Here is a 25,840-nt window from a genome sequence, read left to right as displayed (position 1 = left end):
TCGGTGTCCTGTGGTTAAAGTGCGTGTGGCGGGCGACCCGATGGACCGCCCGCATGTATTTGTGGAGAAGAAAGGCTTAGCCGAAGCTGTAGGGCGGGCCCGCCTTGTCGATCACGTCGTTATAGTCACGGAAAATCTGAACGATCTTGGCGTTCACTTCGCCCTCTTGGGCGACCTCGTCCCAGAAAACCTTGGCCGCGTCTTCGACGACTTTCCATTCCTCTTGCGGGATCGAGCGCAGTTTCAGCTTGTCGCCCTTGGCGCGCAGCGACGCCTCGCCGCCCCAATACCACTGGTTGCGATAGGTATGGCCCGCTTCGATCCCCGCCATCACGATGGCTTTCAGATGCTCGGGCAGATCCGCCCAGCGGCCTTCGTTGACAAAGAACGACCCGATCCATGCGCCCGAGATGTTGTTGGTCAGGAAATAGTCGGTCACGTTGGCCCAACCCACGGTGTAATCCTCGGTGATGCCGGACCACGCCATACCGTCCAGCTCGCCCGTCTGAACCGCGACTTCGGCGTCTTCATAGGGGATCGAAACCGGCACAACGCCGAACTGAGTCAGGAAACGGCCCGCTGTCGGGAAGGTGTACAGCTTCAGCCCGTCCAGATCGGCCAGCGATGTGACCTCTTTCTTGGTGTTGAAGTTGCACGGGTCCTGCCCCGCGGCTGACAGCCATGTCACGCCGACCTTGGCGTATTCCTCGCGCCAGATATCGGCCAGACCGTATTGATTGAACAGCACCGGCACATCCAGCGAATGTTTGGTGGCCAGCGGGAAGTAACCACCGAACTGCTGCAAGGGCGTGGGCGACGCCATGCTGTCGTCGTCCGAATGTACGGCGTCGATGGTGCCACGTTGCAGCGCCTGGAACAGCTCGCCGGTGGGAACAATCTGGTCGGCGTAGAACAGCTCGATCTCAAGCTCGCCCTTTGCGGCGGTGTTGATGTAGTCAATGACCGGCTTGGTCACATGCTCGCCCAGCGCGGCACCGGCATAGGTCTGAAACCGCCACTTGATGGTGTCCTGCGCGCGGACGATGGCTGGGGCCGCAAGGCTGGCAGCGCCGCCAAGGGCTGCGGTGCGGATAAAATTGCGTCTCGTCGTCATGTCTCTTCTCCTTGTTAAGTTGGGGTGCACCGTTTGCGGTGTCTGTTATCAGTTTGCGTAGACGTAATTCGGCAGCCACAGGGCGATCTGGGGAAAGGCCATCACCATCACCAGTGCCCCCACCATGACCAGAACAAAGGGCGCGATGGACCCGTAGATGTCGCGCAGTGTGATCTCGGGCGGGGCCATGGCGCGCATCAGGAACAGGTTATAGCCAAAGGGCGGCGTCATATATGCGATCTGGCAGGTGATCGTATAAAGGATACCGTACCACACCAAATCAAAGCCCAGCGCGCCCACCAACGGCACATACAGCGGTGCGACGATCACCAGCATCGCGGTGTCGTCCAGAAACGTCCCCATGATGATAAAGCTAAGCTGCATCAGGATCAGGATCACCCACGGGCTCAGGTTCAGCCGCTCGGTGAACAGGTTCTCGATCGCCTTGACCGCGCCCAGCCCGTCGAACACCGCACCAAAGGCAAGTGCCGCCAGAATGATCCACATGAACATGCAGGTGATGCCCAGCGTCTTGCGGACCGAATTTTCGAACACTTCGCGGGTCATGCGCCCCTTGAGGACGGCCGCGACAAAGGCCGCAATCGCCCCGATGGCCGAGCTTTCCACCAGCGATGTCCAGCCTTTGACAAAGGGGAACATCATCACCGCAAAGATCACCACCGGCAGCAGCCCCGCCCGCAGCAACGCCAGCTTTTCGCGGCGTGGCATGGCGCGTTCCTCCGCGCTCAGCACCGGGCCAAGCGACGGATTTATCCAGCACCGGATGGTGATGTAGGCAATGAACATTGCCGCCATCATCAGCCCCGGGATCACCCCCGCCAGCCAAAGCTGGCCCACCGGTTGCCGCGCGATCATTGCATACAGCACCAGCACGACCGACGGCGGCACCAGGATGCCCAGCGACGACCCCGCCTGGATCACGCCAGTGACCATGCGTTTGTCATATCCCCGCTTCAGCAGTTCCGGCAACGCGATGGTGGCCCCGATGGCCATGCCCGCCACGCTCAGCCCGTTCATCGCGGAAATCAGCACCATCAGCCCGATGGTCCCCACCGCCAGCCCGCCGCGCAGGCCGCCCATCCAGACGTGGAACATCTTGTACAGATCGTCGGCGATCTTTGATTCCGACAGCACGTAGCCCATGAAAATGAACATCGGCAGCGTCAGCAGCGGATACCATTTCATCAGCTTCATTGCGGCGGAAAAGCCGATGTCATAGCCCCCCTTGTCGCCCCACAGCAGCAGGGCCGCGACGACAGCGACAAAACCGATGGCACCGAACACGCGCTGACCTGTCATCAGCATCAGCATCATCGTCGAGAACATCAGGGTGGCGATCAATTCATATGACATCAGATCTCATGGCCCTTCAGCCGCAACACATCTTTGCAAAGCTCGGACAAGCACTGCAAAATCATCAGGAAAAAGCCCACGATCATCACGACTTTGACGGGCCAGAGGTAGGGCCGCCAGGCGGAGGAGGATTGTTCGAGCCGCCCGATTTCCTCGGTGCCGGTGACGACGCCGAACAGGTAACTCAGCGGCTCGGTCTGCCAGTAGCCCAGCGAATAGGCGGTCGAGCTGATGGCGCCATAGAGCAACACCACAAGGTAGAAGATCAGCAACAGGACGGTGAACATATCGACCCATGCCTTTTTGCGGACCGACCAGTCCCCATACAGCAGGTCCATGCGCACATGGTCCCCCATCTGCATCGAATAAGGTCCACCCAGCACATAATAACCGACCATGACAAACTGGGCCATTTCCAGCGTCCAAAGCGACGGCAGGAAAAAGACCTTGTTGACCGATGACCACAACAGCACGCCCATCAGCACGAAAATCCCGTACATCATGACCCGGCCCAGGCGGTAGTTGACTGCATCAACCCCGCGAATAAATCCACGCATCATGCGCTGCATGCGACCCCCTGAGCGTTGAGTTTCTCACAGGCGTCGTTCAGCCATTCCGCCAGCATGTCGCCCATCTGTGCCTGTTCCGCCTCGGTCCGGATCAGGTCGTTGCGCACCTCGATCATCACGTTCGGGTGGCCATGGGCTGTCCCGTGAACCTGCAAGGTGTGGGTTACCCCGTCGCCAGGCCCATAGGGCGCATTGCGCTGCACGTCGGCCGAGGTGTGGGTGGGAGCAAGGTCCAGCATGGTATCAGCCAGCCGTGTGTCGGCATCGTGCAACACGCCGATTTCAACCGTGCGTGTCACGCCGTTGTAGACCGGGGTAAAGCTGTGAATGGTGACCAGCAGAGGCGCCGGTCTGGCTGCAACAGTTTGTACAAGAAGGTCGTGAAAAGGTACATAATATGTCGCCGCGCGGGCCGCGCGCTGATCCGGCGAAAGATCCACGTTGCCCGGCACATCGAATATTTCGCTTTTGGCGGGCATCGCCCCCGGTGCCTCGGGCGGACGGTTGCAGTCGTACACCAGCCGCGACACGCAACTGGCCACCAGCACCGCATCCAGACGTTTGGCGATCTGCCGCGCCACACCCAGCGCACCGGGGTCCCATGCGGCATGGCTGACCTTGGCCGCGTCGGACAGGCCCAGCCCATCAAGTGCCTCGGGAATATGGCAAGACGCATGTTCGCAGACCAAGACAACGGACGAAGTGCCCGAGGGATTGATCGTCTGTGCGATTGGTATCTGAGTTGCGTCTGCGTCTGTCATGGCACCCCCTGCGTTCACAAAGTGCTTGCCTCGACAGTCATCTGTCAACAGAATTGTGAAAATATCCATCAGCCAAACTTGGCGTGAAAAATATTCGATCAAACAGGAGGCGCCCGTGTCGTCAGACGCGCTTACGATATCCGACCGCATCCAGCAGAAGCTGGACGATCTGACCCGTGCTGAGCGGCAGCTGGCCCATTCCATCCTGGAAAACTACCCGATTTCGGGACTGGGGCCGCTGACCGAGCTGGCGTTGGATGCCAACGTGTCCGGCCCCACGGTGGCGCGGATGGTGCAAAAGCTGGGGTTCAAGGGCTATGCCGAATTCCAGGCCGAACTGCGCGAGGAACTGCGCGCCAAGGTCAAAGGGCCGATTGCCAAACACGACACATGGGCCGACAGCGCGCCGTCGGGGCATATCCTGAACACCTTTACCGACGCCGTGATCGACAACATCCGTCATACGCTGGGCCAGATTGATCCCCAAGCCTTTGATAAAGCATGCGCCTTGGTCGGTGATCCGGCGCATCACCTGTATATTGTCGGCGGACGGGTGACGCACACGCTGGCAGAATACCTATTCCTGCACATGCAGGTGATCCGCCCCAACATCACCCATGTGCAATCCACTTCGAACGCATGGCCGCACTATCTGCTGGACGTGAAACCGGGCGATGTGTTCGTGATCTTCGATGTGCGCCGCTACGAGAACAACACGCTGAAACTGGCCGAGATGGCCCATGCGCAGGGGGCCAAGATCATCCTGTTCACGGATCAATGGCGCTCGCCCGTGCATCAGTTGGCCGACATCAGCTTTAGCAGCCGCATCGTGGTGCCTTCGGCCTGGGACTCAGCCGCCACCACCCTGTTGCTGACCGAAACGATGATTTCCGCTGTGCAAAACCTGCATTGGGATGACACCAAGGGACGCATGGAAGAGCTGGAAGCGATGTTCGACCAGACCAAGCTGTTCCGCAAGTTCACCTGACTGCCTAAAATACAGGCATTGGTGCCGCGGCGGGTTGCGACCCGGACGTGCAAGTCCCAGACTGATCCCAAATGCAGCAACCGCTTCCTCTTCTTGTCTTCAGCGATCTCGATGGCACGTTGATTTCGCACGACTCGTACCGGTGGGATGCCGCCCGCCCTGCGTTGGCGCACCTGCGCAGCATCGGTGCGGGCGTGGTCCTGGCCAGCAGCAAAACAGCGCCGGAAATCATCGACTTGCGGGCGCAGATGGGGCTGGAGGACTGGCCTGCCATCGTGGAAAACGGCGCGGGGGTGCTGCAAGCGCAGGCGACGGACACGCCACCCGACACCGAGTATCTGCGCCTGCGGACCGCCTTGAGCCAACTGCCCGACGCGTTGCGCGGGCTGTTCCAGGGCTTTGGCGATCTGGACGCTGCTGGGGTCGCAAAAATCACCGGTTTGCCAACTGCCGACGCGCAAAACGCCAAGACGCGTGCCTTTTCCGAGCCGGGGCTGTGGCACGGCACCGACACCCAGCGCACCGCGTTTCTGAGGGCACTGGAGCAGCACGGTATAACCGCCCGCGAAGGTGGGCGGTTCCTGACGCTGTCCTTTGGCCAGACAAAAGCGGACCGGATGGCCCAGATCATTGCCATGTATCGCCCACAGGTCACTTTGGCCCTGGGTGATGCGCCAAACGACATCGAGATGCTGCAAACCGCGGATCACGGCGTGATCATAGCCAACCCGCACCGCACACCCCTGCCCCCGCTGGACACCGAAGCCGCGGGACGCATCACGCGCACCACCCTGCCCGGCCCCGAAGGTTGGAACCGCGCGGTGCTGGATTTCGTTGACCAATTGACCCCCAAACAAGGACGCCATCCATGACAGATTTTCACCAGAACGGGAACGTGGCAACGCTGCACAATTTGCGCACCCGCTCTTTGGATGAGATGACCTATGAGCTTGAGACCTTTGCGCAATCACGCAAGATCTCGTTGATCCTGCCGTGCCTCTACTCCGAACTGGAAACCGACGCGATGCCGCTGATCCTGAGCCAGTTGGCCAAGGTCACCTATCTGCACCGTATCATCATCGGTCTGGACCGCGCAGACGAGGCCCAGTTTCGCCACGCGCAGCAGTTTTTCAAAGGGCTGAATCAGAACCACATCGTCATCTGGAACGACAGCCCGCGCATGAAAGCATTGGGCGCACGGCTGGATGCGCTGGGGCTTGCGCCGATGGAACAGGGCAAGGGCAAGAACGTGTGGTCTTCGCTGGGCTATCTGATCGGCTGCGAGGACAGTTCAGTCATGGCGATCCACGATTGCGACATCGTCACCTATACCAACGAAATGCTGGCGCGGCTGGTCTATCCGGTGGCCAACCCGACGTTTCCCTACCAGGTGGCCAAGGGATTCTATTCCCGCGTCGGTCAGGGCAAGTTGAACGGACGCGTCACGCGGCTGTTGGTCAGCCCGTTGCTGATTGCGTTGAAACGGGTGATCGGTGACCGCGATTATCTCGATTACCTGCGCAGCTTCCGCTATCCGCTGTCCGGCGAATTCGCCATGCGCACCAGCATCCTGCCTGACCTGCGCATCCCGTCAGACTGGGGGCTGGAGATTGGCGTGCTGTCCGAAGCCTGGCGCAATCTGGCCCCCAAGGCGGTATGCCAGGTCGAGATTGCCGACAACTATGACCACAAGCACCAAGACCTGAGCCCCGAGGACGCCAGCGCGGGCCTAAGCCGTATGTCGACCGACATCTGCAAGGCGATCTTCCGCAAGCTGGCCGCTGATGGCACCGTGTTCACCCCGAACGTGTTCCGCACGCTGAAAGCGACCTATTACCGCTGCGCGCTGGACCTGCTTGAGGCCTATTACACCGATGCGCAGATGAACGGGCTGACCATCGACCGGCACAAGGAAGAACTGGCGATCGAACTTTTTGCCGAAAACATCATGCGCGCGGGCCAGACGTTTCTGGACAACCCGCACGAGACGCCCTTTATCCCGACATGGAACCGTGTCCACTCGGCCGACGCCAGCTTTCTGGCGGATCTGCGCGCGGCGGCCGTCGCGGATGAAAAGGAATTTTCGGATTAGGGCCAGCCGCCGCCGATGTATATTCAGATCCCTCACTGCGGCGTGGTGATCACCGGAATGGGCGAGATTTTGGTGCCATCGGTAAACCGGTGCAGGCGGAAGGGCGTCGGATCAACCACCGGCGATTGTCCGGTTATCAACTCTGCTGCCAGACGCCCGGCCCCGGTGCCCAGACCAAAACCATGACCGGAAAAGCCTGTGGCCACGAACAGGCCAGGAATGCCGTTCTTGACCCCTTCGGTGGTTGAAATCGCAGGGATCAGGTCCGGCAGAACGTCGATATATCCCCCCCATCGCTGCGCAACGGTCGCATCCTTGAGCGCCGGAAAGGTTTTCTTGACCACGGCAAGTGTCTTGTCGATGTAGGGGGCGTCGGCCTCGGGGTCGAGAATGCGGGTTTTTTCAAAGGGGCTGACGTCGTCACCCGACCAGTGGCGGGGCGTGCGCAGCGCGTCCAGGAACGCAGGACCAAGCCCCAACCGGATCGATCGCCATTCATTCTTCAACGTCGGCAGATAGGCCGTGAACAGCCGGAAACTGTCGGGCGTCAACTGGTAACGGCTGGGCACAGCCGAGGCGACAGTATAGCCGCCATCCATACGTTTGCGTATGGCAAAAGACGTGGTTTTCAGATTGCTTTGCGGTCCGGCCTCGACCGCGTCGGTGCGCAACACGGTGTTGCGGGTGCGCAGTTGTGGCAGGTAGATGCCGATGTTACGCAGGAACAACCGCGACCAGACGCCCCCCGCAACCAGCACCGCGTCACAGGCGATGCGCCCCCTTTCAGTCACCACGCCCGACACCTTGCCCGCAGAAGTCTCGACCACGCGCACCGCGCAATTCTGATGCACAGTGCCGCCACGGTCCTGCACCGCACGGGCAATGGCAGGTGCCGCCATCTGCGGCTCGGCCCGCCCGTCGCGTGGGCAATGCAGGGCACCGATAAGCCCTTGGGCATCAGGGTCATAGCCCTGCAAATGCGTCAAAGCTTCTTCGCGGTTCATCAGATGCGTGGGAATCTGGTAGCCCCTCAATTCCTCCTGCGCCTTGCGCTCGGCCTGCAGGGCGGCATCGCTGGCAATGGCATAGGTCGATCCGCATTGGCTGTACCCGGTTTTCCCGGCGATACGCTTGTCCAGCCCTTCCCAGATCTTGACCGCCTCAATCATCAACGGCAGCTCGCGCGGGTCACGATGGGTCAGGCGCACCCAGCCCCAGTTGCGGCTGGACTGTTCGCCGCCGATCTGGCCTTTTTCGCAGATCGCGACCTTGAGGCCCCGGTCCGCCAGTTCCAGCGCGGTGCACACCCCGGCGATACCGCCGCCGATGATAACCACATCAACGGATGATGGCAGGGCACTGTCGCTGACAACGGGGTCCGGCTTGGGTCCGGGCATAGGTAGTCTCCTTGGTGCGGCGCAAATGGCCGGTCTGGTCTATGATTGTTTCAGGCGTGGGGCGGCAAGGGCGCGCCCTGTCGGCGTGCCCGCAGGTTGTCGCGCAGACGAAAGCCGCGCAGCGCTGCCTGGGGGGCCATGGACATGTAAAGCGGCTGTGATTGCAGCGGCTCGATGGGCAGGTCAAGATCCGCCTCGGCCACACCCATAGCCCAGTCCGACAGGATGCCCCCGATCATCGAGCCGGTTGGCACACCCCGCCCCGACAGGCCCGTCATGGCGACAACGCCGGGGCCCAGCGCATAGAGGCGCGGAATGGTTTTGCGCTGCATGTCCAACTCGCCGTACCAGAAAAACTCCCAGCGCAGATCTTCGCGCAGGTCGGGGTGCAGCCATTTCAGCCGGTCGCTGAGGACCTGCCGCGTATAGGCCGGATCGCGCCCGCGCTGGCCCATCGGGAACATCGAGGCGACGATCCGGTTCTGGCTGTTGTATTTATAGACATAGATGTCGCCACGCCCGTCCTGAATGGTGGTGCGCTGCGGCAAGACCACGGCCTGCGAGGCCGCCGACAACGGCTGGGTCGCGGCCACGAAAACGCGCATGATGCGGAACGTCTGGTCCAGTTTGGGCCAGCCCGCCACTGTGTAGGCACCCGTGGTGTAAATCACCTTTTCCGCCCGCACCGATCCTTGCGCCGCGCGCACCTGCCACGCGTTGTTCACGCGGTCGCAGCCCGTCACGCCCGCGCCGGTGAAAATCTGCCCGCCTTCGGACAGCACCGCGCGGCCCAACCCGCGGGCATAGGCCAGCGCGTTCAACCCGCCTGCTTCTTCGTGCAGCCAGCCGCCATAGAACCGCGACGATCCGGTAACCGCCTGCACTTCGTCCCGATCCAGCATCCGGGTGCGCGCGCCTGCGGCGTTGTAGTTTTCCATATTCGCCTGAAGCTTTTTCAGATGCGAGGGGAAGAGCGCCCCCTGAACATATCCGTTCTGTTCCCATTCGCAGTCGATGTCGTATTGCGCGATCATCTGCCCGACCACATCGTTGGCGCGGGTCTGGCGGTGGATCAGCCGTTCGGCCCACGGCGCGCCCATGACCTCGCGCAGTTCCGGCAGGCTGTAATGGGTGAACGTCGGCGTACAGTGCCCCGCATTGCGCCCCGATCCGCCAAAACCGATTTCCTCACGCTCCAGCACCACGACGCTGACGCCTTTGCGGGCCAGTTCCAACGCGGTGGTCAGCCCTGAATATCCCGCCCCGACCACACAGACATCAGCGGTGACCTCGCCCTGAAGTGTCTGCGTTTCCGGCCCCCGGGGCGCAGTTGCGTACCAAAGCGTGTCCTTGAATTCGGAAAATTTCGGTTTCATCTCACTGTCCTTGCGCACGGCTGTCGAAGGCATCGCGCAGACCGTCGCCGATAAAGTTGAACCCAGTCACCGCGATTGTGATCGCAAGGCCCGGCACGATGGCCAGCCACGGGGCCGAGCCCAGATATTGCTGCGCGCCGTTCAACAGGTTGCCCCAACTGGGCAGGGGCGGCTGGATGCCATATCCCAGAAAGCTGATATACGCCTCAAGCAGGATCGCGCGTGCCACGGTCAGCGACGCGGCCACGATGATCGGGCCGATGGCGTTGGGCAGCAGTTCGCGGAACATGATCCAACGGCCTGACAGGCCCAGCATATGCGCCGCCTGGACAAAATCCTGATTGCGCAGCGATTTCACCTCGGCCTCGACGATGCGGGCGACCTCCATCCAGCTGGTGGCCGAAATGATCACGGCGATCATCACCGGCCCGGGCTGAATAAAGGCAGCCAGTGCCAGCAGCAGAAACACCGAAGGGAACGACAGGAACGCATCCACCACGCGCATCAGCACCGCGCTGATCTTGCCGCCGTAATACCCCGAGACGACGCCGACGACCGAGCCGACGGTTGTGGCGATCACCATCACCGCAAAGCCCACCGCCATCGAAATTTGCCCCGCGTGGAACAGCCGCGCGGCCAGATCGCGGCCCAGCGGGTCGGTGCCAAAGATGTGCCCGCCGGTGCCGGGCGGCGCAAAGCGTGCGCGCAGATCGATGTAAAGCTCGTCATAGGGCAGAAGGTACGGCCCGACAAAGCAGGCAAAGGTCAGCCCCAGCACCATGAAAAGGCCGATCATCGCCAGCTTGTGACTTAGAAACCGTCGCAGTGCCCGGGACTTGATGAAGGGCTGGCGGACGGGAGGTGTCGTTGTTGCAGCAGTCATTGTCAGGACCTTTCGTTCATTCCAGAGCGATGCGCGGATCAATCAGCGCAACGGCGATGTCTGCGGCAAGATTGCCGATCAGCACCAGCATGGCCGAGGCCATGAGCAGGCCCATGACGACCGGGTAATCCGAATAACCAAGGCTATCGAGAAACAGCCGCCCCATTCCGGGCCAGGTGAACACGGTTTCGGTCACCAGCGCGCCGCCCAGCACCATCGGCAATTGCAGGCCCGCCAGCGTGATCATCGGCACCAGCGAGTTGCCCACGATATGCTTGAACAGCACCCGCCGCCGGGTCAGCCCCTTGGCCCGTGCGGTGCGCACGAAATCCTGATTGATCACGTTCAGGGTCGAGGTCCGCATGTACCGGCTCCAGACCGCCACATCGACCAGCGCCAGAACACAGGCCGGCATGATCAGGTGTTTGAGATAATTCAGGACCGATCCGTCGCCCACCGTGTACATGTTGCCCGCAGGCAGCCACCCAAGGTTCAGCGCGAAGATGTAAATGGCGATCAGCCCGAACCAGAACGTCGGGATCGACAGGGCAACCATCGACGCCACGGTCATGGCATAGTCGAACACCGACCGGCGGCGCAGGGCGCTGAAAATCCCGATCGTGCTGCCGAGCGTGATCGAGATCGACGTGGCCGTTCCCATCAAAAGCAACGTGGCGAACAGGTGGCTTTCGATCACGTGCAGCACCGGCTGCCCGTCACGATACGATGTGCCCCAGTCGCCAACCAGCATATGCTGCAACCAGTCGAAGTATTGCACGATCAGCGGTCGATCCAACCCCATTTGCGCGGCAATCTTGTCGATCTGCTCTTGGGTCATGCCCGGACTGAGCGCGAATTGCGACAGCGGGCCGCCCGGTGCGAGGTTCAGCACCGCAAAGCCGATAAAGGAGACGATCAGCAACAGCAAAAGGCTTTGGCCGAAACGGGATAAGATGTAGCGCAGCATGGCGGGGCGCCCTCTTTGTACGAATTTGACATTTCAGGCATCGCCTGGCGCGACACCCGGCGGACGCGGCAGAGGGGTCCGCCGCGTCCATGGATCAGGTTGACCGGTTTGCGCTCAGGTGCGTTTCCAGTCGCGCACGTTCCACGTTTCGATCCGGTTGTTCACGTTCGGAGCAGGACCGTCGACGTCGTCCTTGCGCCCCTTGATGACGGCATATTGGAACACTGGCAGAAACGGCAGGTCGTCCCGGATCACGCGTTGCAACTCTTGGTAGATCTCGCGGCGCTCTTCGGGAACAAAGCTGGCCGCCCCTTTGATCAGCAGCTCGTCAACCTTGGGGTTTTGATAGGCAAAGGTGTTCTGCCCCGAACCGCCCAATGCGGGCGACATGGTCGACATGAAATAATCGGACGTGTCCGGATCGGCCCCCGAGAGCGTGTTCAGACCGACGACAACCGAGTCAAAACCCGAGTTCATCCAATAATCGCCCCACATCACGGCGGGCGGCAGGTTCTTGATGGTCATCTCGACGCCCACTTCCTTGAACGTCTGCTGGATGAACTGCTGGGCCTGTTCGCGCAGGTGGTTGCCTGCGGTGGTCGAGTTGGTGAAGGACAGGCGCACGCCGTCTTTTTCCCGAACACCATCCGCACCGGGCTTCCAACCTGCATCGTCCAGCAGCTTGCGCGCTTTCTCTAGGCTGAATTCATGTTTTGGCAGGTCCGGTTCATAATAGTAGGACTGCTGCGGCATGTAGGTTTCGGTCGGTGTCGGCACGCCGTAATAGAGCGCGTCGATGATCGACGTCTTGTCCAGTGCGGCATAGAGCGCCTGACGCACGGCCAATTCCTGAAACTGCGGGCGTGTCATGTTCAGGCCGATGGATTCAAAGGTTGCGGTGCCGGCAACGGTCACGATCTTGTTCGGCAGCGTTTCCGCTTCGGCCAAATGATCCGGCGAGATGTATTGCAGGCCGATCACGTCGATGTCGCCCGATTTGAACTGGGTGTACATCACGTTCAGGTCGGGCACGTATTTGATGATCAGCGTCTTCAGGTACGGGCCATCCATGTGATAGTCGGCATTCGCTTCCAACTCGATGTGGTCGCCCGCCATGCGTTCCTTGAACTTGAACGGACCCGTGCCGATGGGCGCATTCGAGAAGGGGGCCGTGTTCTTGTCCTCGACCCCGTCAAAGGCATGTTTCGGGATGATGTAGGTCGATGCCAGAATGGCCGCCATCGGCGCAAAGGATTCGGACATTTCCCATGTCAGTTCGGTGTCGGACACGACCGTGATGTTGCGCATGAACTTGTAACCGGTGGACCGGAACGACCGGAAATCCGGGTCCATCGTCAGTTCAAGCGAGAATTTGACATCCTCGGCGGTGAAGGGCGTGCCGTCGTGCCATGTGACACCCTCTTTAAGCTTGATACGCCAGTTCAGGCCGTCCTCGGAGATACCGCCGTTCGCCACCGTGGGCACTTCGGCCACCAGGATCGGGAAATATTCCCCATCCGGATCGAAATCAAAAAGCGGATCGAATACGGCGTAATACACGCCTTCATCCACTTCGATGTGCGGCATCAACGGGTTGAACACCGTTGGTTCCTGCGAAAAGGCCAGGATCAGTTGGCCGCTTGCGTCAGCATTGGCAGCAAAGGCCTGATCCCGGCCAATCGCTGCGGGCCCCATCAGTCCGGCCACGCCTGCGGCCCCCATCATCATCAGTGTCTGGCGACGGCTGAGATGTGCTTTTTGCGTCTTGTCATCAGTCATGTTGAGCTTCCTGTTGTTGTCGCAAGTTGGGTCGACAGCGACGCGTGCTTGCGTTTCACACGCCACCTTGTGCCGCGCCCCGCAAGGGACGCTGGCCAATCAGAAACCGCTGATGATCTCGATCTTTGAGCCATCGGAAAAGCGGTTGAAGCGATAGGGCGCGGGGTCCACCACCGGCGCGCGGGCGCAGACCAGATCGGCGGCCAGACGGCCCGCTGCCGGACCGATGCCAAAACCATGGCCCGAAAACCCCGTCGCAATGAAAAATCCGGGAATGTCATCAACGCCCGAGATCACGGGGATCGCATCGGGGGTGACATCAATCGCACCGGCCCACCGCTGTGCCACTTCGGCTTTTTCAAAGACCGGAAAGGCGCGGCGCAGGTTCTGCAAGGCCTTGTCCTGAAGCGTAAAGCTGGGCTTGGGGTCCAGAACGCGGCAATATTCAAACGGGCTTGCCTCGTCCATCGACCAGCTGTTGGGCACACGAACCTCGTCCAGAAAACGCCCGCCGAAACTCAGCATCAGCGATTTCCACTGCGACCCAAGCGCGGGCAGGAAATCCTTGAAGTACCGAAAGCTGTCGGGAACGATATCGACGATATTCCGGAAGCCGTCAGCGACAGTGTAACCACCATCCATACGCTTACGTATTGAAAAGCCGTTCGACCAGATCGCGCTTTCCGGGCCGCCTTGCAGCGGCTTGGTGCGGATGACCGAGTTCTTGACCTTGAGTTGTGGCAGACGCAGTCCGGTGTTGCGGGCAAAGAGGCTGGACCATGCGCCCCCTGCCAGAACAACTTGTTCGCAGGCAATCTCGCCCCGCTCGGTCACCACGCCGCTGACGTGTCCCGCACTGGTCTGTATGCCGCGCACGGCGCATTCGGTCAGCACATGGACACCGCGGTCCCGTGCCGCCTCGGCGATGGCGGGGGCGGCCTGTTGCGGTTCGGCGCGGCCGTCAACGGCGGTGAACAGCGCGCCTTTGACATCCATCTCCGTGCCGGGGAACAGTTCGCGGAATTCGGGCCCCGACACCATGCGGCTGTCGATCTGGTAGTCTTTCAGGTTCTCCAGCCAGCGTTCGTGTTCTTCGAATTCGGTGTCTGTGGCACAGGCAAAAGCGACGCCTGCCCGAGTATACCCCAGATCGCGCCCGGTGCGTTTGGCCAGGTCGGGCCAAATCCGCAGCGCCTCGGCCATCAACGGCACCTCGCGCGGGTCGCGGCGCGTGATGCGCACCCAGCCCCAATTGCGGCTGGACTGTTCGTGACCAATGCCGCCCTTTTCGCACAGGGCGACGGTCATGCCACGTTCCGCCAGCTCCAGCGCGGTCGAGCATCCGATGATACCGCCACCGATCACGACCACATCCACCTTTGCAGGCAGGTCGAGATCACCATGTACGGGAACGACAAAAGGTCCGGGCATATCAGAAGGATTCCTCAAGTTGGCAGTTCACACAGAATTCGGCAACGCTGGCTTCGTTCGGCAGGTCGATCAGCATTTCGATGACGCGGGCCAGATCGTCCGGTTGTGTCATCGCGTCAGCCGCGCGATCGGTGATGGCCATCGCCATGTCGGTGGCCACGAAACCCGGACAGACGGCAGTGGCGCGAATGCCCTTGTCAAACCCTGCGTGGCGCAGAGCGTGGGCCATGCCGATCACCGCGAATTTCGACACGGAGTAAGAGCCTGACTTCGCCGACTTGACCCGCTTGCCCGACAGCGATCCCAGCAGGATCACCCGCCCCTTGCCCGCCGCGCCCAGCGCATCCCAGCACGCAGCGGCAAGGCGGCGAGGGGCCTGTACGTTGATTTCAAGCAGTTGGGTCATCTCGTCGTCGGTTACGTCGACAATTGTTTGGGGAACCATGATGCCCGCATTCGCCACGACAGCATCGATGCGACCAAAGCGGTCGGTCACCTCTGCGGCCCAAGCCGTGCCTGCATCCGCCTGCATCGCCTCGTAGGCAAAAAGATGCACCCGCTCGGGCGCTGCATCTGCCCAATCCGGCATCTCAGGCACACGCATCCCGAGGGAGACCGCCCACCCTGCATCAAAAAGCCGTTTCGCCACGGCGGCACCGATACCGCGATTGGCGCCGGAAATCAGTGCGGTGCGATGTCCGTTCAGTCCCATTTTGCCCTCATGTTCAGATAGACCCGCTTCAGCATCTGCATGAACTGGTCGCGATCTTCCGGCGCGATAAAGTCGAAGAACTCTGCCTCTTGCGCGCGGATGATGCCGCGCACTTTTTCGGCCAGTGCATGCCCCTTGTCGGTGATGTACAGCGCCTGCGCGCGCTGATCCTCTGGCGATGTTTCGCGCCGTATGTCACCCGCTGCGACCAGACGGTCGATGATCCGCCCGGTGGCTGGGCGATCGCGCATCAGCACGTCCGCAATCTGCGAGGGGCGCACCCCCGGATAATCATCGACCAGAAACAGCGTGGTGATCTTGCCCTTGCCCTTGGCCACTTCCAGATCGGCCATGCGCCTGTCGAGATCACGCGACACGACGGCATCAAGCGACCGGATGTAATAGCTGAAGGCCCCTTCGAGGATATCGATCCGCATCCCGCCGATCTCGATGTGCGGCTCATCATTCTCGTCTTCGGGAGTTTTCGGGGCCGTGGCGCGGTTTGTCATAAAGCTGTCGTCCTTTGTCTTTGCCACGAGTAGAGGACCACGTTTCCCCTGCGGCAAGAAAAAGTTGCAAAATACAATTATTTTGATTGCGATTTACAATTATCAGCGTGTTTTTGAGCATTCCGAACGTAATTTCAGGCGATTTCATCCAGCCAGACAGCAAAAAGGGGCGAATCGAATCGCCCCTTCTTTCCTGCTCTCTCAATATTTCAGACGCGATCAGGCCGCCTTGCCACCCGGGATCGCATCGACCAACGACCGGGTATAGTCGTGCTGCGGGTTGTAGAAAATTTGCGAAGGCGGGCCGTATTCCACCATCTTGCCACGGTGCATCACCAGGATTTCATCGCTGATCTGGCTGGCGACGCGCAGGTCATGGGTGATAAAGACCATCGCCAGCTTGCGCTCGTGGCGGATCTTGTCCAGCAGCGCGAGCACCTGCGCCTGAATGGACACGTCCAACGCCGACACGGCTTCGTCTGCGACAATCACTTCGGGGTTGAACATCAGCGCCCGTGCGATCCCCACACGTTGCCGTTGTCCGCCCGAGAATTCATGCGGGTAGCGGTCATAGGCCGAGGGGTCCAGCCCGACCAGTTCCAACGTGTCTTGCGCCAGTTTGCGCGCCTCGGACTGGGTGACCAGATCGTGTGCCACCGGCCCCACGGTCAACGCCTGGCCGATGGTAAAGCGCGGGTTCAATGATGCATAAGGGTCCTGAAAGATCATCTGGATGCGTGCCCGCAGCGGGCGAAAACTCTCTTTGTCCAGCGGCAGGGTGTCCTTGCCCTGAAAGATGATCTGGCCGCTGTCGGCGTCGATCAGCTTCATCAGCACCTTGCCCATCGAGGACTTTCCCGACCCGGATTCCCCGACGATGCCCAGCGTCTCGCCCCTGTGCAGGGTAAACGAGATGTCATTGACCGCATGGACTTCGCGCATCCGGCCCAGAAACCCGCTGCGGGTGCGGTAGGTTTTGTTCAGGTTGCGCACTTCAAGCACGGCGGTTTTGTCCTGTTCGCGGCTGCGGTCCTCTTCCCGCATCTTGGGAACGGCGGCGATCAGCTTCTTGGTATAGGGGTGTTCTGGCGCATCCAGCACCTGACGGGCGGTGCCCTGTTCAACAACCAGCCCCTGCTCCATCACCACAACACGGTCGGCAATCTCGGCCACAACGCCAAAGTCATGGGTGATGAACATCACACTCATGCCTTTGCTTTTCTGGATTTCGCTGATCAACGACAGGATCTGCGCCTGCGTGGTCACGTCCAGCGCGGTTGTCGGCTCATCCGCGATCAGGATGTCGGGGGCCAGCGCCAGGGCCATCGCGATCATCACCCGTTGGCGCTGTCCCCCGGACAGCCGAAACGGGTATTGGTGCTGGATCAGCATTGGATCGGGCAAGCCTACTTCGGACAGCATCTCGACCACGCGATCGGCGCGGCTCGCCTTGGTCCCGACGTTGTGGGCGTTCAAAACCTCGCGGATCTGGTCGCCGATGGTCATCAGCGGGTTCAGCGCCGACAGCGGGTCCTGAAAGATGATGGACACCGCACGTCCGCGCAGCTTTCGCAATTCGCCGTCGGACAGTTTGGTCAGGTCGTCACCCTTGAACATGATGCTGCCGGATTCCACCGACATCACTTCGGGCAGCAACCCCATGACGGTGCTGGCAGTGACGGATTTGCCAGAGCCGCTTTCACCGATGATACACAGGATTTCACCCGGCATCAGGTCAAAGCTGACATCCTTTACCGCATAGGGTCGGTCGTGTTTTCCGGGAAGAGCGACCGAAAGGTCGCGCACGGTCAGAACGGGCGCGAGGCCCGTGGAAGTGTTGGTCATCAGTTTATCTCAACGTTTATAATTATTATACCCCTTCAGCCTTTTCCAAAAATCATCGCACGGCAAGGGTTTTGACCGAAAAACCAAACTCATCCCCCGACAATCGCTGCATGAACATGCATTCCCCGAGCCGTCGGATCGGCGCCGCAGCCCTCGGGTTTGGAGGCACTCTTGGAGCTGGAAATGTCTTCGACGCGCAAATCCCTTGTTGGAACATATGAGCGGGATCGTTTCACCGGAAACGCGGAACGGGAATCCGGGACTCTAGGCCAATCGGACAAGCGCTTTTGGTTGCGCCCGTTGAACCGACGCCTGGCGCGCCGGAATTCGAATGATGAACAGCGCATTTCCCGTAATCCCCCCACGCGCGACGTCTTTTGGCAGGTCGTTCAGCGTCGTCGTCAGGATACGTTGCCCTCGCTTGCTGACATCCGCAGCGATTGTCACGCAGGTGTCGGCGCGCTGCCCTTTGCTTAACAGAGACTGGGCGATCCTGGGCGCAGTTCCGACGCCCATGTAAAAGACCAGTGTTGTCCCCGGCACAGCATGGTCCGCCCAGGTTTCGAGCGCCTCGCTGTCACAGTGCCGTCCCGTCGTCAGAACCAGCGTATCTGTCTCGCCACGCACCGTCAGAGATTGCCCGAGGGCAGCCGAAGCCGCACTGGCGGCTGTCACGCCCGGGACGATTTCAACGGCAACACCTGCGGCACGAGCAGCCTCAAGCTCTTCTGTCGCGCGTCCAAAGATACCGGGATCACCCGACTTCAGACGCACAACGCGCCGCCCCCGCGCGGCTTCGGCCACGATCAATGCGCAAATCCGCTCCTGTGGCCAGGCGTGTGCCCCGACAACCTTTCCGACATAGACCCGTTCGGCGTCACGGCGGGCCAGCTCCAGCACTTCGGGATCGACCAGGCGATCATAAAAGATCACATCGGCCTCTTGCAGGCGCTGCACGGCCCGCAGCGTCAAAAGATCGCGGGCACCGGGGCCTGCGCCCACCAGGGCGATGTGGCCTTGCGGTTCCGGAGCGTCGCGCGTGGTTATGGCCTGTTTCAACAGATCGGCGGCCGCGCGTTGCTGACCGCTTCGATGCATCTGCCAGGGTTTCTCCGCAAAGGCCCAGCGCCAGAAGGCACGGCGCTCGGCCTTGGGCACATTTGCGGCGACTGCGCCCCGCAGACGCCCTGCAAGGGCTGCAAATGTCCCCAGCGTGGGGTCCAGCATCTGCTCGATCTGCGTCTTGATCTGCCGGGCCAGAACCGGTGCCGTTCCCTCGGTGCCAATCGCGACAACCACCGGATCGCGGTCCACCAGGGACGGGGTGGTCATGTCGCACAAAGCCGGTTGATCCACGACGTTCACCTGCGCCCCTCCCGCCTTTGCCAGCGCATGAAGCGCGGCATCCAGACCGGGGCAGCCTGTCGCAATGAACACCAGCGCAGCATCGCGAAAGCTGTCTGGTGTGACCGCGCCCGTGACCTGTGTCGCCCGCCCCGTCGCCACCAGATCGCCCAGCTCTGCATCCAGTTCCGGCGCCAACAGCACCAGTGCGGCGTCGGTTTTCAACATCAGCCGCGCCTTTTGTGCAGCTTGTTCCCCGCCGCCGGCGATTATGACCCGGCGGCCGGTGGTGCGAATGAACATCGGAAAACTATGCACAGCGGTCTCCTCAGGCGGCGCGAGGGTGAAGGCGGGACTGCCATAGTGTTTGCGCCCTGCACCCGGCGTCGGCGACGCCCAGCGCGGCCAGCGCCAGTGCTGCGGTGCTGGTGATGATGGCGGTGGCAAAATCGTCCTGCACGACGCCATTCCACACGTCGGACAGGGTGCTTTCGGTGTCCGAAAGACGGTGGTGGCCTGTCATCGGTGCGCCTGTCGGTCCTTCCCACAGGTCGCCGCGGTTCAACCCGTGCAGGGTCATATCCTTGGCCGGGTGATGTTCGAATTCACCGCCCCCGCCCTTGAGCACACGCAAGGTGGGTTGCCCCAGCAATGCAGCCGCGTCCCGTTGCAGTTCGCGGTAGGATGGGTGGAAAACGCCCTGCAGCGCCACCGGGGCAATGGCAGGATTCAGCATCCGCAGCACCGTGTTGATGCAGGACCGCAACCCAAAGGTGTCACGCAGTCGCAACAGGTCCATCAAGCGCGGGTGCATCTTTTCCAGCGGGACATATGCGATGCCGGACTGTGCAAGCTCTGCCGGTGCTGCATCCCAACCGACTTGTGCTATGCCAACGTCCCCCAGCGCCACCCGGACCGATGCACCCGTGGCCTGATGCGAATTCCAGCCGTGCAGCAGGACAGGATGCCCGGCCTGCGCCACAAGTCGCGCAGCCGCCAGAAACCACGGTTGGCCGCGTGTGCGCCCCGCCGCGTAGGATGGCCAGTCCACGGCCGGACGTGCGCCGTGCCATACCGGCAAAGCGGCACGGGCAGCAGCCGTAAATCCGGCGATTTCTTCCGCGACCTCGCCCTTCATGCGCAAAAGCATCAGGATCGCGCCGATCGCCTCGGGCGCGCCCTCCCCGGACAGGATGATCTTCATCGCTGCGCGCGCTTCGTCCATCGTAAGTGACCGCGCGCGGCCTTGTCCCCGGCCCAGAATGGCAACGTAAGGTGCGAGGGTCATTCGGCGGCCTCCAGCCTTTGCGCCTTGGCCAGCAACACAGCAATTTCGGGGCGGCACGATCCACAGTTGGTGCCCGCACCGGTGCATTCGCCCACTTGCGTCACCGTGGTCGCCTGCCCGCTGGCGATGGCGGCACCTATGGTGTTCACCCCCACGTTCAGACAGGCGCAGACCACAGCACCGGGGTCCGGCATGTCGGCACTGGGCCGTCCCGACAAGGGGGCAACGGCAATCTGCCCCAGTTGCGAGGCCAGGTGATCCCGCGACAGGGCGACAGGCGCGCGTCCCACAAACAAAGCGGCCAGCAGGCGGTCACCGTCCAGAAAAGCGATGCGCACCGTGCCGCTGGCAGGATCATGGATGCTTTGGCAGTGGGCGTCGGGCATGGCGAACAGGCGGCGTGCCTCGGCTTCCCAGTCCTGTGGTATCTCCTGCCCCGCCAGTTCCGCCCGCCAGCCTGCCTCAACCCTGCTGCGCGCCCAGTAGGCACAGACGGGCGACATTGCGCCCGTGCTGACGGCAAACCCGAACCAGCCTGCGTCATAGGGTTCCAGGGCGACCACGGCAGCTTTGCTTTCAGGTTGGCCTGACAGCGGATCGACAATTCCCGGCACCAGCGCGTCAATGCGACCTGTGGGTGCCGTTTCAGCCGTCCAGTGCATCGGGGCAAAGACCTGTCCCGGTTGCACACGGTCCGTGACAAGCGCCCGCAGGATGCAACTGCCTGTTGGGCTGGTCACGCGCACCAGCGTGGCCGGTGCGACGCCCACCGCTGTCGCGTCATCGGGATGGATTTCCAAGAACGGCTCTCCCAGATGCTGGTTCAGGCGGGGAGCCTTGGCCGTGCGTGTCATCGTGTGCCACTGGTCCCGGATACGTCCGGTGTTCAGACGGAAAGGATAGCGCGGGCCGGTGCGGGCCGCGGGAGCGCGCGCCGTGACGGGCACCATCCGGGCCCGGCCATCGCTCGTAAAGAACTGCCCCTCTGCAAAGAAACGCTCGGCCTGCCCATGTGCGGCAACGGGCCAGCGCGTTGGCGGCAGCGCATCATAGCCCGCCTGCCCCAATCCGGTCAGCCCGGAAATATCAAAGTCGCGCCCGACGGCTGCCGCCGCCCCTGACAGCGTGGCGTACTCCTCGAAAATCTCGGCGGGCGAGGCATAGTCGAACGCAGACCCGAACCCCATCCGTCGCGCCACATCACAGATGATCGCCCAATCGGCGCGGGCAGCACCCGGCGCGGGCAGGACGGCGCGTTGGCGGCTGATCGTGCGGTCGGAATTGGTGACGGTGCCATCCTTTTCGCCCCAACCGGTCGCGGGCAACAGCACATGCGCCAGACGTGCGGTGTCGGTGTTGGCAGTCACATCGCTGACCACCACAAAATCGCAGGCCGCAATCGCGTCGCGCACCACATCTGCATCCGGCATGGACACCGCCGGGTTGGTGCAGACAATCCAAAGCGCCTTGATCTGACGTGTGCGGACGCGCTCGAACATGTCCACCGCTTTCAGCCCCGCGCCATTGGCCATTGTTGGGGCCTGCCAGAAGCTGCGGACCAGATCACGGTGACCGGCATCCTCAATGTCCAGGTGACAGGCCAGCGCATTGGACAGACCGCCAACCTCGCGCCCGCCCATGGCATTGGGTTGGCCGGTGACGGAAAACGGTCCCATGCCCGGCCTGCCGATACGGCCCGTGGCAAGATGGCAGTTGAGGATCGCATTGACCTTGTCCGTGCCCGAAGACGACTGGTTCACACCTTGGCTGAAGACAGTCACAACCTTTTCTGTGCCCACCCACATCTTGCAGAATGCAGCGACCTGCGCGGGGTCAAGGCCGGTGGCACCACCATCCTGCGCCATCGCCGCCCGCAGCGTTTCTTCAAACCCGTTGACGTGGTGCAGATAGTCCGCGTCGACGGCCCCGCCTTTGTGGATTTCAACCAGCAGCCGGTTGAACAGCGCAACGTCGCTGCCGGGTGCCAGCGTCAGATGCATATCGGCCAGATCACAGGTGGCAGTACGGCGCGGGTCGATCACCACGACTTTCATCGCAGGGCGCGCGGCCTTGGCAGCGGCGAGACGCTGGTACAACACCGGATGGCACCACGCGAGGTTGCTGCCCACCAGCACCACCAGATCGGCCAGTTCCAGGTCTTCATAGGTGCCGGGCACGGTATCGGTTCCAAATGCCCGTTTCTGCCCAGCCACGGTCGAGGCCATGCAAAGACGCGAATTCGTGTCGATGTTGGCGGACCCGATAAAGCCTTTCATCAGCTTGTTGGCGACATAGTAGTCCTCGGTCAGCAATTGGCCCGAGACGTAAAAGGCCACCGAATCCGGTCCGTGTTGCGCGATGGTCTGGCTGAAGCGATCCGCCACCAACCCCAGCGCCGCGTCCCAGCTGGTGTCCTGTCCAGACACACGGGGAGCCAGCAGCCGGTCATCCAGCGACAGCGTCTCGCCCAATGCGAAACCCTTGGAACACAGCCGCCCGCGGTTTGCGGGATGGTCCGGATCGCCCCGCACCGTCAGGCCACCCGCACCGTCAGGCCGGGCCAGGACACCGCAACCCACCCCGCAATAGGCACAGGTGGTGCGGATTTCCGGCACCTGCGGCGCGCCGTCCATCACGCCACCTGCCCGCGTCGCAGGCGTGCAGTGTCCAGCATGATCCGGCCATTCTCCACGCGAACGGCGTAGGTGCTTACCGCCCCTTCGTCCGCGCCCTGCGCCAGCCCCGTGTCCAGCCGCAACACCATGTTGTGCAACGGGCAGGTGACCGAACGGCCATGTACGATCCCCTCGCTCAGCGGGCCGCCCTTGTGCGGACAGGCATCGTCGATGGCAAAGACTTCGTCATTGACGGTGCGGAATACGGCAACACAGCCCAAATGCGTTTTCACCACGCGGGCGCCGCGTTCGGGAATGTCGGTCAACGCACCGATATCGGTCCAGTCGGTCATTCTGCTGCCTCCAATGTCAAATCGACAAGCGGTGCATAGAGTGCGCGGTAACTTGCCTTGGTCCGTTCTGCCCAGGGGTCCTGCTGCATGAACTTTTGCGCGTAATAAAAGCGGTCGGCCAGCGCGCGGCGGCTGTCGGCATCGGTCACGACCCGCGCGATGATGTGGTCAAGGCCGACGTTGTCCATCCACTTGTACATCCGTTCGAGATAAGCGGCCTCTTCACGGTAGAGCTGGACCACGGCGGCGGTGTATTCCAGCACCTCGTCCTCGGTCTTGACGGTGCACATCACCTCGGTGCCCTGAATGTGCAGACCCGCAGCGCCGCCGATGTGCAGCACATAGCCGCTGTCGACACAGATCACGCCCACGTCCTTGCAGGTGCTTTCGGCGCAGTTGCGCGGGCAACCCGACACCGCCATCTTGACCTTGGCCGGGGTCCACGACCCCCACAGCGCCTTTTCCATGCGGATGCCAAGGCCCGTGCTGTCCTGTGTGCCAAAGCGGCAATGATCGGAGCCGACGCAGGTTTTCACCGTGCGCAACCCCTTGGCATAGGCCTGACCGCTGACCATGCCTGCGGCATTCAGATCGGCCCAGATGTCGGGCAGGTCCTGTTTCTTGACGCCCAGCAGGTCGATGCGCTGGCCGCCTGTCACCTTGACGGTCTGGACCGCATATTTATCCGCCGCATCTGCAATCGCGCGCAGTTCGTCCGGGGTGGTGATGCCCCCCCACATGCGCGGCACGACGGAATAGGTGCCGTCCTTTTGAATGTTCGAATGCATCCGCTCGTTGACGAAACGGCTTTGATCGTCGTCCTGATATTCGCCCGGCCAGTCGCACAGCAGGTAATAGTTCAGCGCCGGACGGCAGGAGGCACAGCCGCAGGAGGTGGTCCAGCCGCATTCCTGCATGACGGCCGCCATGGATTTCAGCGCGCGCGATTTGATCAGGCGACGCACGTCCATATGGGTCAGCGGCGTGCAGGGGCACATCGGTTTGACGGTCTGCACCTCGAACCCGTCCCCAAGGGTCAGCGCCATGACCTGTTCGACCAGCCCTGTGCATGTCCCGCAGGAGGCGCTCGCCTTGGTCTGGGCGCGCACGTCGGACAGGGTGGTGGCCCCGCCGTTGATCGCGTCGACGATGGTGGATTTGCAAATGCCGTTGCAGCCGCAGATTTCTGCGTCACCCGGTAAGGCTGCAACGGCTGCCAAAGGGTCCGAGGGGGCACCCCCCTGAAACGCCGGACCGAATATCAACGTATCGCGCATGTCGGACACGTCACTGTGGTCCTTGATCAGCCCGTGAAACCACGCGCCATCACCCGTGTCGCCATACATGACCGCGCCGATCAGCCGGGATCCTTCCAGCACCAGCCGTTTGTAGACACCGCGCGCGGGGTCGCGGAACACGATGTCCTCGCGGCCTTCGCCTTCGGCAAAATCGCCCGCGCTGAACAGGTCGCAGCCCGTGACTTTCAGCTTGGTTGCCACCTCCTTCGGAGTAAAGGCCGCTGGCCTGTCGCCCAGTGTTTCGGCGGCGACCTTGGCCTGATCGTAAAGCGGGGCAACAAGGCCAAAGACCGCGCCCTGATGTTCAACACATTCGCCCAGGGCCAGGATATTGGCGTCGGAGGTGACCATCGCATCGTCCACATGAATGCCGCGACCGACCGCAAGTCCAGCTTCCTGCGCAAGCGCCACGTTCGGACGGATGCCCACCGCCATGACCAGCAGGTCACAGGGAATTTCGGTGCCATCGTCCAGCCGCAACCCGCTGACGCGCCCGTCGGTGCCAAGGATTTCCTGCGAGTTGGCAGAGGTCAGGACAGTGATGCCTTTCTCCTCCAGCGACTTTTTCAGCAGATAGCCCGCCGCCTCGTCCAGCTGGCGTTCCATCAGGTGGCCCATGACGTGAATGACCGTCACATCGACGCCCTGCGCCTTCATGCCTGCGGCCGCTTCCAGCCCCAGCAGGCCACCGCCGATGACGATGGCCCGCGCGCCGGGTCTGGCGCCAAGGGCCATCATCGTTTCAGTGTCGTCCAGATCGCGGTAGGGAATGACGCCCTCCAGATCATGGCCGGGCAGCGGAATCATGAAAGGGTTCGATCCGGTCGCGATGACCAGCCGGTCATAGGGCACCGCGCCGTTTTCACCGACCACGACCTGCGCCTCCCGGTCGATCCGCAGCACCTTTTCGCCAAAGCGGCAGGTGACGCCGTGACTTTCGTACCAATCGGCATCATGGGTGACGATCTCCGCATAGGTCTTGTCCCCCGCCAGCACGGGCGAGAGCATCAACCGGTTGTAGTTGCCGCGCGGCTCTGCGTTGAACAGGGTGACGTTCCACACGCGGGGTTGAGTTTCAAACAGATGCTCCAGCATCCGGCCCGAGGCCATTCCGGCACCGATAACAATCAGATTTCTGGTCATGA

At 61.8% G+C, this 25,840-nt stretch carries 21 protein-coding genes; 3 read left to right on the top strand and 18 right to left on the bottom strand.

Annotation, left to right across the window (positions count from 1 at the left end):
• Window positions 1-76 precede the first annotated feature (76 nt).
• From BUC08_RS04920 to BUC08_RS04905, 4 genes are read right to left on the bottom strand one after another with little or no spacing between them, the layout of a single operon-like run.
• Window positions 77-1,114 carry a TRAP transporter substrate-binding protein gene (locus BUC08_RS04920; RefSeq protein ID WP_037926810.1) on the bottom strand — a complete coding sequence of 346 codons (1,038 nt, stop codon included), beginning with the start codon at window positions 1,112-1,114 and terminating at the stop codon, window positions 77-79.
• Window positions 1,115-1,162: 48 nt separating this feature from the next.
• On the bottom strand, window positions 1,163-2,488 hold the full coding sequence (locus tag BUC08_RS04915; protein WP_037926813.1) for a TRAP transporter large permease: 1,326 nt from the start codon (window positions 2,486-2,488) through the stop codon (window positions 1,163-1,165).
• Entirely contained in the window at window positions 2,488-3,057 is a 570-nt protein-coding gene (locus tag BUC08_RS04910) for a TRAP transporter small permease subunit (RefSeq protein WP_037926814.1), read from the bottom strand. Before BUC08_RS04910 ends, BUC08_RS04915 begins: the two co-directional genes overlap by 1 nt.
• Window positions 3,045-3,818, bottom strand: coding sequence for an N-formylglutamate amidohydrolase (locus BUC08_RS04905; RefSeq protein WP_037927051.1), 774 nt, complete (start codon window positions 3,816-3,818; stop codon window positions 3,045-3,047). The genes BUC08_RS04910 and BUC08_RS04905 overlap by 13 nt, the downstream gene beginning before the upstream one ends.
• Before the next feature lie 115 nt (window positions 3,819-3,933).
• Here BUC08_RS04905 and BUC08_RS04900 point away from each other — a divergent pair, with 115 nt between their 5' ends.
• The 3 genes from BUC08_RS04900 (at window position 3,934) to BUC08_RS04890 (ending at window position 6,898) form a co-directional block, all read left to right on the top strand.
• Window positions 3,934-4,806, top strand: coding sequence for a MurR/RpiR family transcriptional regulator (locus BUC08_RS04900; protein WP_037926817.1), 873 nt, complete (start codon window positions 3,934-3,936; stop codon window positions 4,804-4,806).
• A gap of 71 nt (window positions 4,807-4,877) precedes the next feature.
• Window positions 4,878-5,678 carry an HAD-IIB family hydrolase gene (locus BUC08_RS04895; protein WP_037926820.1) on the top strand — a complete coding sequence of 267 codons (801 nt, stop codon included), beginning with the start codon at window positions 4,878-4,880 and terminating at the stop codon, window positions 5,676-5,678.
• Window positions 5,675-6,898, top strand: a complete 1,224-nt coding sequence (locus tag BUC08_RS04890; RefSeq protein ID WP_037926823.1) for a glycosyltransferase family protein — start codon at window positions 5,675-5,677, stop codon at window positions 6,896-6,898. Before BUC08_RS04895 ends, BUC08_RS04890 begins: the two co-directional genes overlap by 4 nt.
• A gap of 32 nt (window positions 6,899-6,930) precedes the next feature.
• On the opposite strand, the gene BUC08_RS04885 is transcribed toward BUC08_RS04890, so the two are convergent.
• From BUC08_RS04885 to nirB, 14 genes are all read right to left on the bottom strand, one after another.
• Window positions 6,931-8,295, bottom strand: a complete 1,365-nt coding sequence (locus tag BUC08_RS04885) for an NAD(P)/FAD-dependent oxidoreductase (RefSeq protein WP_037926826.1) — start codon at window positions 8,293-8,295, stop codon at window positions 6,931-6,933.
• 50 nt (window positions 8,296-8,345) lie between these two features.
• Window positions 8,346-9,671 carry an NAD(P)/FAD-dependent oxidoreductase gene (locus BUC08_RS04880; RefSeq protein WP_037926829.1) on the bottom strand — a complete coding sequence of 442 codons (1,326 nt, stop codon included), beginning with the start codon at window positions 9,669-9,671 and terminating at the stop codon, window positions 8,346-8,348.
• A gap of 1 nt (window position 9,672) precedes the next feature.
• Window positions 9,673-10,554, bottom strand: coding sequence for an ABC transporter permease (locus tag BUC08_RS04875; RefSeq protein WP_037926832.1), 882 nt, complete (start codon window positions 10,552-10,554; stop codon window positions 9,673-9,675).
• A 16-nt stretch (window positions 10,555-10,570) separates the two neighbouring features.
• Window positions 10,571-11,521, bottom strand: a complete 951-nt coding sequence (locus BUC08_RS04870; RefSeq protein ID WP_037926835.1) for an ABC transporter permease — start codon at window positions 11,519-11,521, stop codon at window positions 10,571-10,573.
• A gap of 114 nt (window positions 11,522-11,635) precedes the next feature.
• Window positions 11,636-13,300 (bottom strand): peptide ABC transporter substrate-binding protein, encoded by a 1,665-nt coding sequence (locus BUC08_RS04865; protein WP_037926838.1) that lies wholly within the window; start codon window positions 13,298-13,300, stop codon window positions 11,636-11,638.
• Between the two features lie 99 nt (window positions 13,301-13,399).
• On the bottom strand, window positions 13,400-14,731 hold the full coding sequence (locus BUC08_RS04860) for an NAD(P)/FAD-dependent oxidoreductase (RefSeq protein ID WP_037926840.1): 1,332 nt from the start codon (window positions 14,729-14,731) through the stop codon (window positions 13,400-13,402).
• Between the two features lies 1 nt (window position 14,732).
• Window positions 14,733-15,443: an SDR family NAD(P)-dependent oxidoreductase gene (locus tag BUC08_RS04855; protein ID WP_143186680.1), complete on the bottom strand. Its 711-nt coding sequence runs from the start codon at window positions 15,441-15,443 to the stop codon at window positions 14,733-14,735.
• Complete coding sequence (locus BUC08_RS04850; protein ID WP_203219093.1) at window positions 15,434-15,952, bottom strand: MarR family winged helix-turn-helix transcriptional regulator; 519 nt, start codon at window positions 15,950-15,952, stop codon at window positions 15,434-15,436. The genes BUC08_RS04855 and BUC08_RS04850 overlap by 10 nt, the downstream gene beginning before the upstream one ends.
• 219 nt (window positions 15,953-16,171) lie before the next feature.
• Window positions 16,172-17,797, bottom strand: a complete 1,626-nt coding sequence (locus BUC08_RS04845; RefSeq protein WP_037926844.1) for an ABC transporter ATP-binding protein — start codon at window positions 17,795-17,797, stop codon at window positions 16,172-16,174.
• A gap of 264 nt (window positions 17,798-18,061) precedes the next feature.
• Complete coding sequence (gene cysG / locus BUC08_RS04840; RefSeq protein WP_051694385.1) at window positions 18,062-19,444, bottom strand: siroheme synthase CysG; 1,383 nt, start codon at window positions 19,442-19,444, stop codon at window positions 18,062-18,064.
• 25 nt (window positions 19,445-19,469) lie between these two features.
• Window positions 19,470-20,429 carry a glycosyl transferase family protein gene (locus BUC08_RS04835; RefSeq protein WP_037926854.1) on the bottom strand — a complete coding sequence of 320 codons (960 nt, stop codon included), beginning with the start codon at window positions 20,427-20,429 and terminating at the stop codon, window positions 19,470-19,472.
• Window positions 20,426-23,062 carry a nitrate reductase gene (locus tag BUC08_RS04830; RefSeq protein ID WP_037926859.1) on the bottom strand — a complete coding sequence of 879 codons (2,637 nt, stop codon included), beginning with the start codon at window positions 23,060-23,062 and terminating at the stop codon, window positions 20,426-20,428. The genes BUC08_RS04835 and BUC08_RS04830 overlap by 4 nt, the downstream gene beginning before the upstream one ends.
• Window positions 23,062-23,397: a nitrite reductase small subunit NirD gene (gene nirD, locus BUC08_RS04825; protein ID WP_037926861.1), complete on the bottom strand. Its 336-nt coding sequence runs from the start codon at window positions 23,395-23,397 to the stop codon at window positions 23,062-23,064. The genes BUC08_RS04830 and nirD overlap by 1 nt, the downstream gene beginning before the upstream one ends.
• The gene (gene nirB / locus BUC08_RS04820) at window positions 23,394-25,838 is read right to left on the bottom strand and encodes a nitrite reductase large subunit NirB (RefSeq protein WP_037926864.1); all 2,445 of its coding nucleotides are present in this window, start codon (window positions 25,836-25,838) and stop codon (window positions 23,394-23,396) included. Before nirB ends, nirD begins: the two co-directional genes overlap by 4 nt.
• Between the last annotated feature and the right edge of the window lie 2 nt (window positions 25,839-25,840).

The organism is Pseudosulfitobacter pseudonitzschiae, from assembly GCF_900129395.1.
GTDB lineage: Bacteria > Pseudomonadota > Alphaproteobacteria > Rhodobacterales > Rhodobacteraceae > Pseudosulfitobacter > Pseudosulfitobacter pseudonitzschiae.
The sequence above is the reverse complement of the archived record's forward strand: the minus strand, read 5'-3'. Positions and strand labels throughout refer to the sequence as shown.

Excerpts from the sequence above, each read along its gene's own strand:
- BUC08_RS04920 (WP_037926810.1), bottom strand. The coding sequence starts at position 1,114 with ATGACGACGAGACGCAATTTTATCCGCACCGCAGCCCTTGGCGGCGCT.
- BUC08_RS04915 (WP_037926813.1), bottom strand. The coding sequence starts at position 2,488 with ATGTCATATGAATTGATCGCCACCCTGATGTTCTCGACGATGATGCTG.
- BUC08_RS04910 (WP_037926814.1), bottom strand. The coding sequence starts at position 3,057 with ATGCAGCGCATGATGCGTGGATTTATTCGCGGGGTTGATGCAGTCAAC.
- BUC08_RS04905 (WP_037927051.1), bottom strand. The coding sequence starts at position 3,818 with ATGACAGACGCAGACGCAACTCAGATACCAATCGCACAGACGATCAAT.
- BUC08_RS04895 (WP_037926820.1), top strand. The coding sequence starts at position 4,878 with ATGCAGCAACCGCTTCCTCTTCTTGTCTTCAGCGATCTCGATGGCACG.
- BUC08_RS04890 (WP_037926823.1), top strand. The coding sequence starts at position 5,675 with ATGACAGATTTTCACCAGAACGGGAACGTGGCAACGCTGCACAATTTG.
- BUC08_RS04885 (WP_037926826.1), bottom strand. The coding sequence starts at position 8,295 with ATGCCCGGACCCAAGCCGGACCCCGTTGTCAGCGACAGTGCCCTGCCA.
- BUC08_RS04880 (WP_037926829.1), bottom strand. The coding sequence starts at position 9,671 with ATGAAACCGAAATTTTCCGAATTCAAGGACACGCTTTGGTACGCAACT.
- BUC08_RS04875 (WP_037926832.1), bottom strand. The coding sequence starts at position 10,554 with ATGACTGCTGCAACAACGACACCTCCCGTCCGCCAGCCCTTCATCAAG.
- BUC08_RS04870 (WP_037926835.1), bottom strand. The coding sequence starts at position 11,521 with ATGCTGCGCTACATCTTATCCCGTTTCGGCCAAAGCCTTTTGCTGTTG.
- BUC08_RS04865 (WP_037926838.1), bottom strand. The coding sequence starts at position 13,300 with ATGACTGATGACAAGACGCAAAAAGCACATCTCAGCCGTCGCCAGACA.
- BUC08_RS04860 (WP_037926840.1), bottom strand. The coding sequence starts at position 14,731 with ATGCCCGGACCTTTTGTCGTTCCCGTACATGGTGATCTCGACCTGCCT.
- BUC08_RS04855 (WP_143186680.1), bottom strand. The coding sequence starts at position 15,443 with ATGGGACTGAACGGACATCGCACCGCACTGATTTCCGGCGCCAATCGC.
- BUC08_RS04850 (WP_203219093.1), bottom strand. The coding sequence starts at position 15,952 with ATGACAAACCGCGCCACGGCCCCGAAAACTCCCGAAGACGAGAATGAT.
- BUC08_RS04845 (WP_037926844.1), bottom strand. The coding sequence starts at position 17,797 with ATGACCAACACTTCCACGGGCCTCGCGCCCGTTCTGACCGTGCGCGAC.
- cysG (WP_051694385.1), bottom strand. The coding sequence starts at position 19,444 with ATGTTCATTCGCACCACCGGCCGCCGGGTCATAATCGCCGGCGGCGGG.
- BUC08_RS04835 (WP_037926854.1), bottom strand. The coding sequence starts at position 20,429 with ATGACCCTCGCACCTTACGTTGCCATTCTGGGCCGGGGACAAGGCCGC.
- BUC08_RS04830 (WP_037926859.1), bottom strand. The coding sequence starts at position 23,062 with ATGGACGGCGCGCCGCAGGTGCCGGAAATCCGCACCACCTGTGCCTAT.
- nirD (WP_037926861.1), bottom strand. The coding sequence starts at position 23,397 with ATGACCGACTGGACCGATATCGGTGCGTTGACCGACATTCCCGAACGC.
- nirB (WP_037926864.1), bottom strand. The coding sequence starts at position 25,838 with ATGACCAGAAATCTGATTGTTATCGGTGCCGGAATGGCCTCGGGCCGG.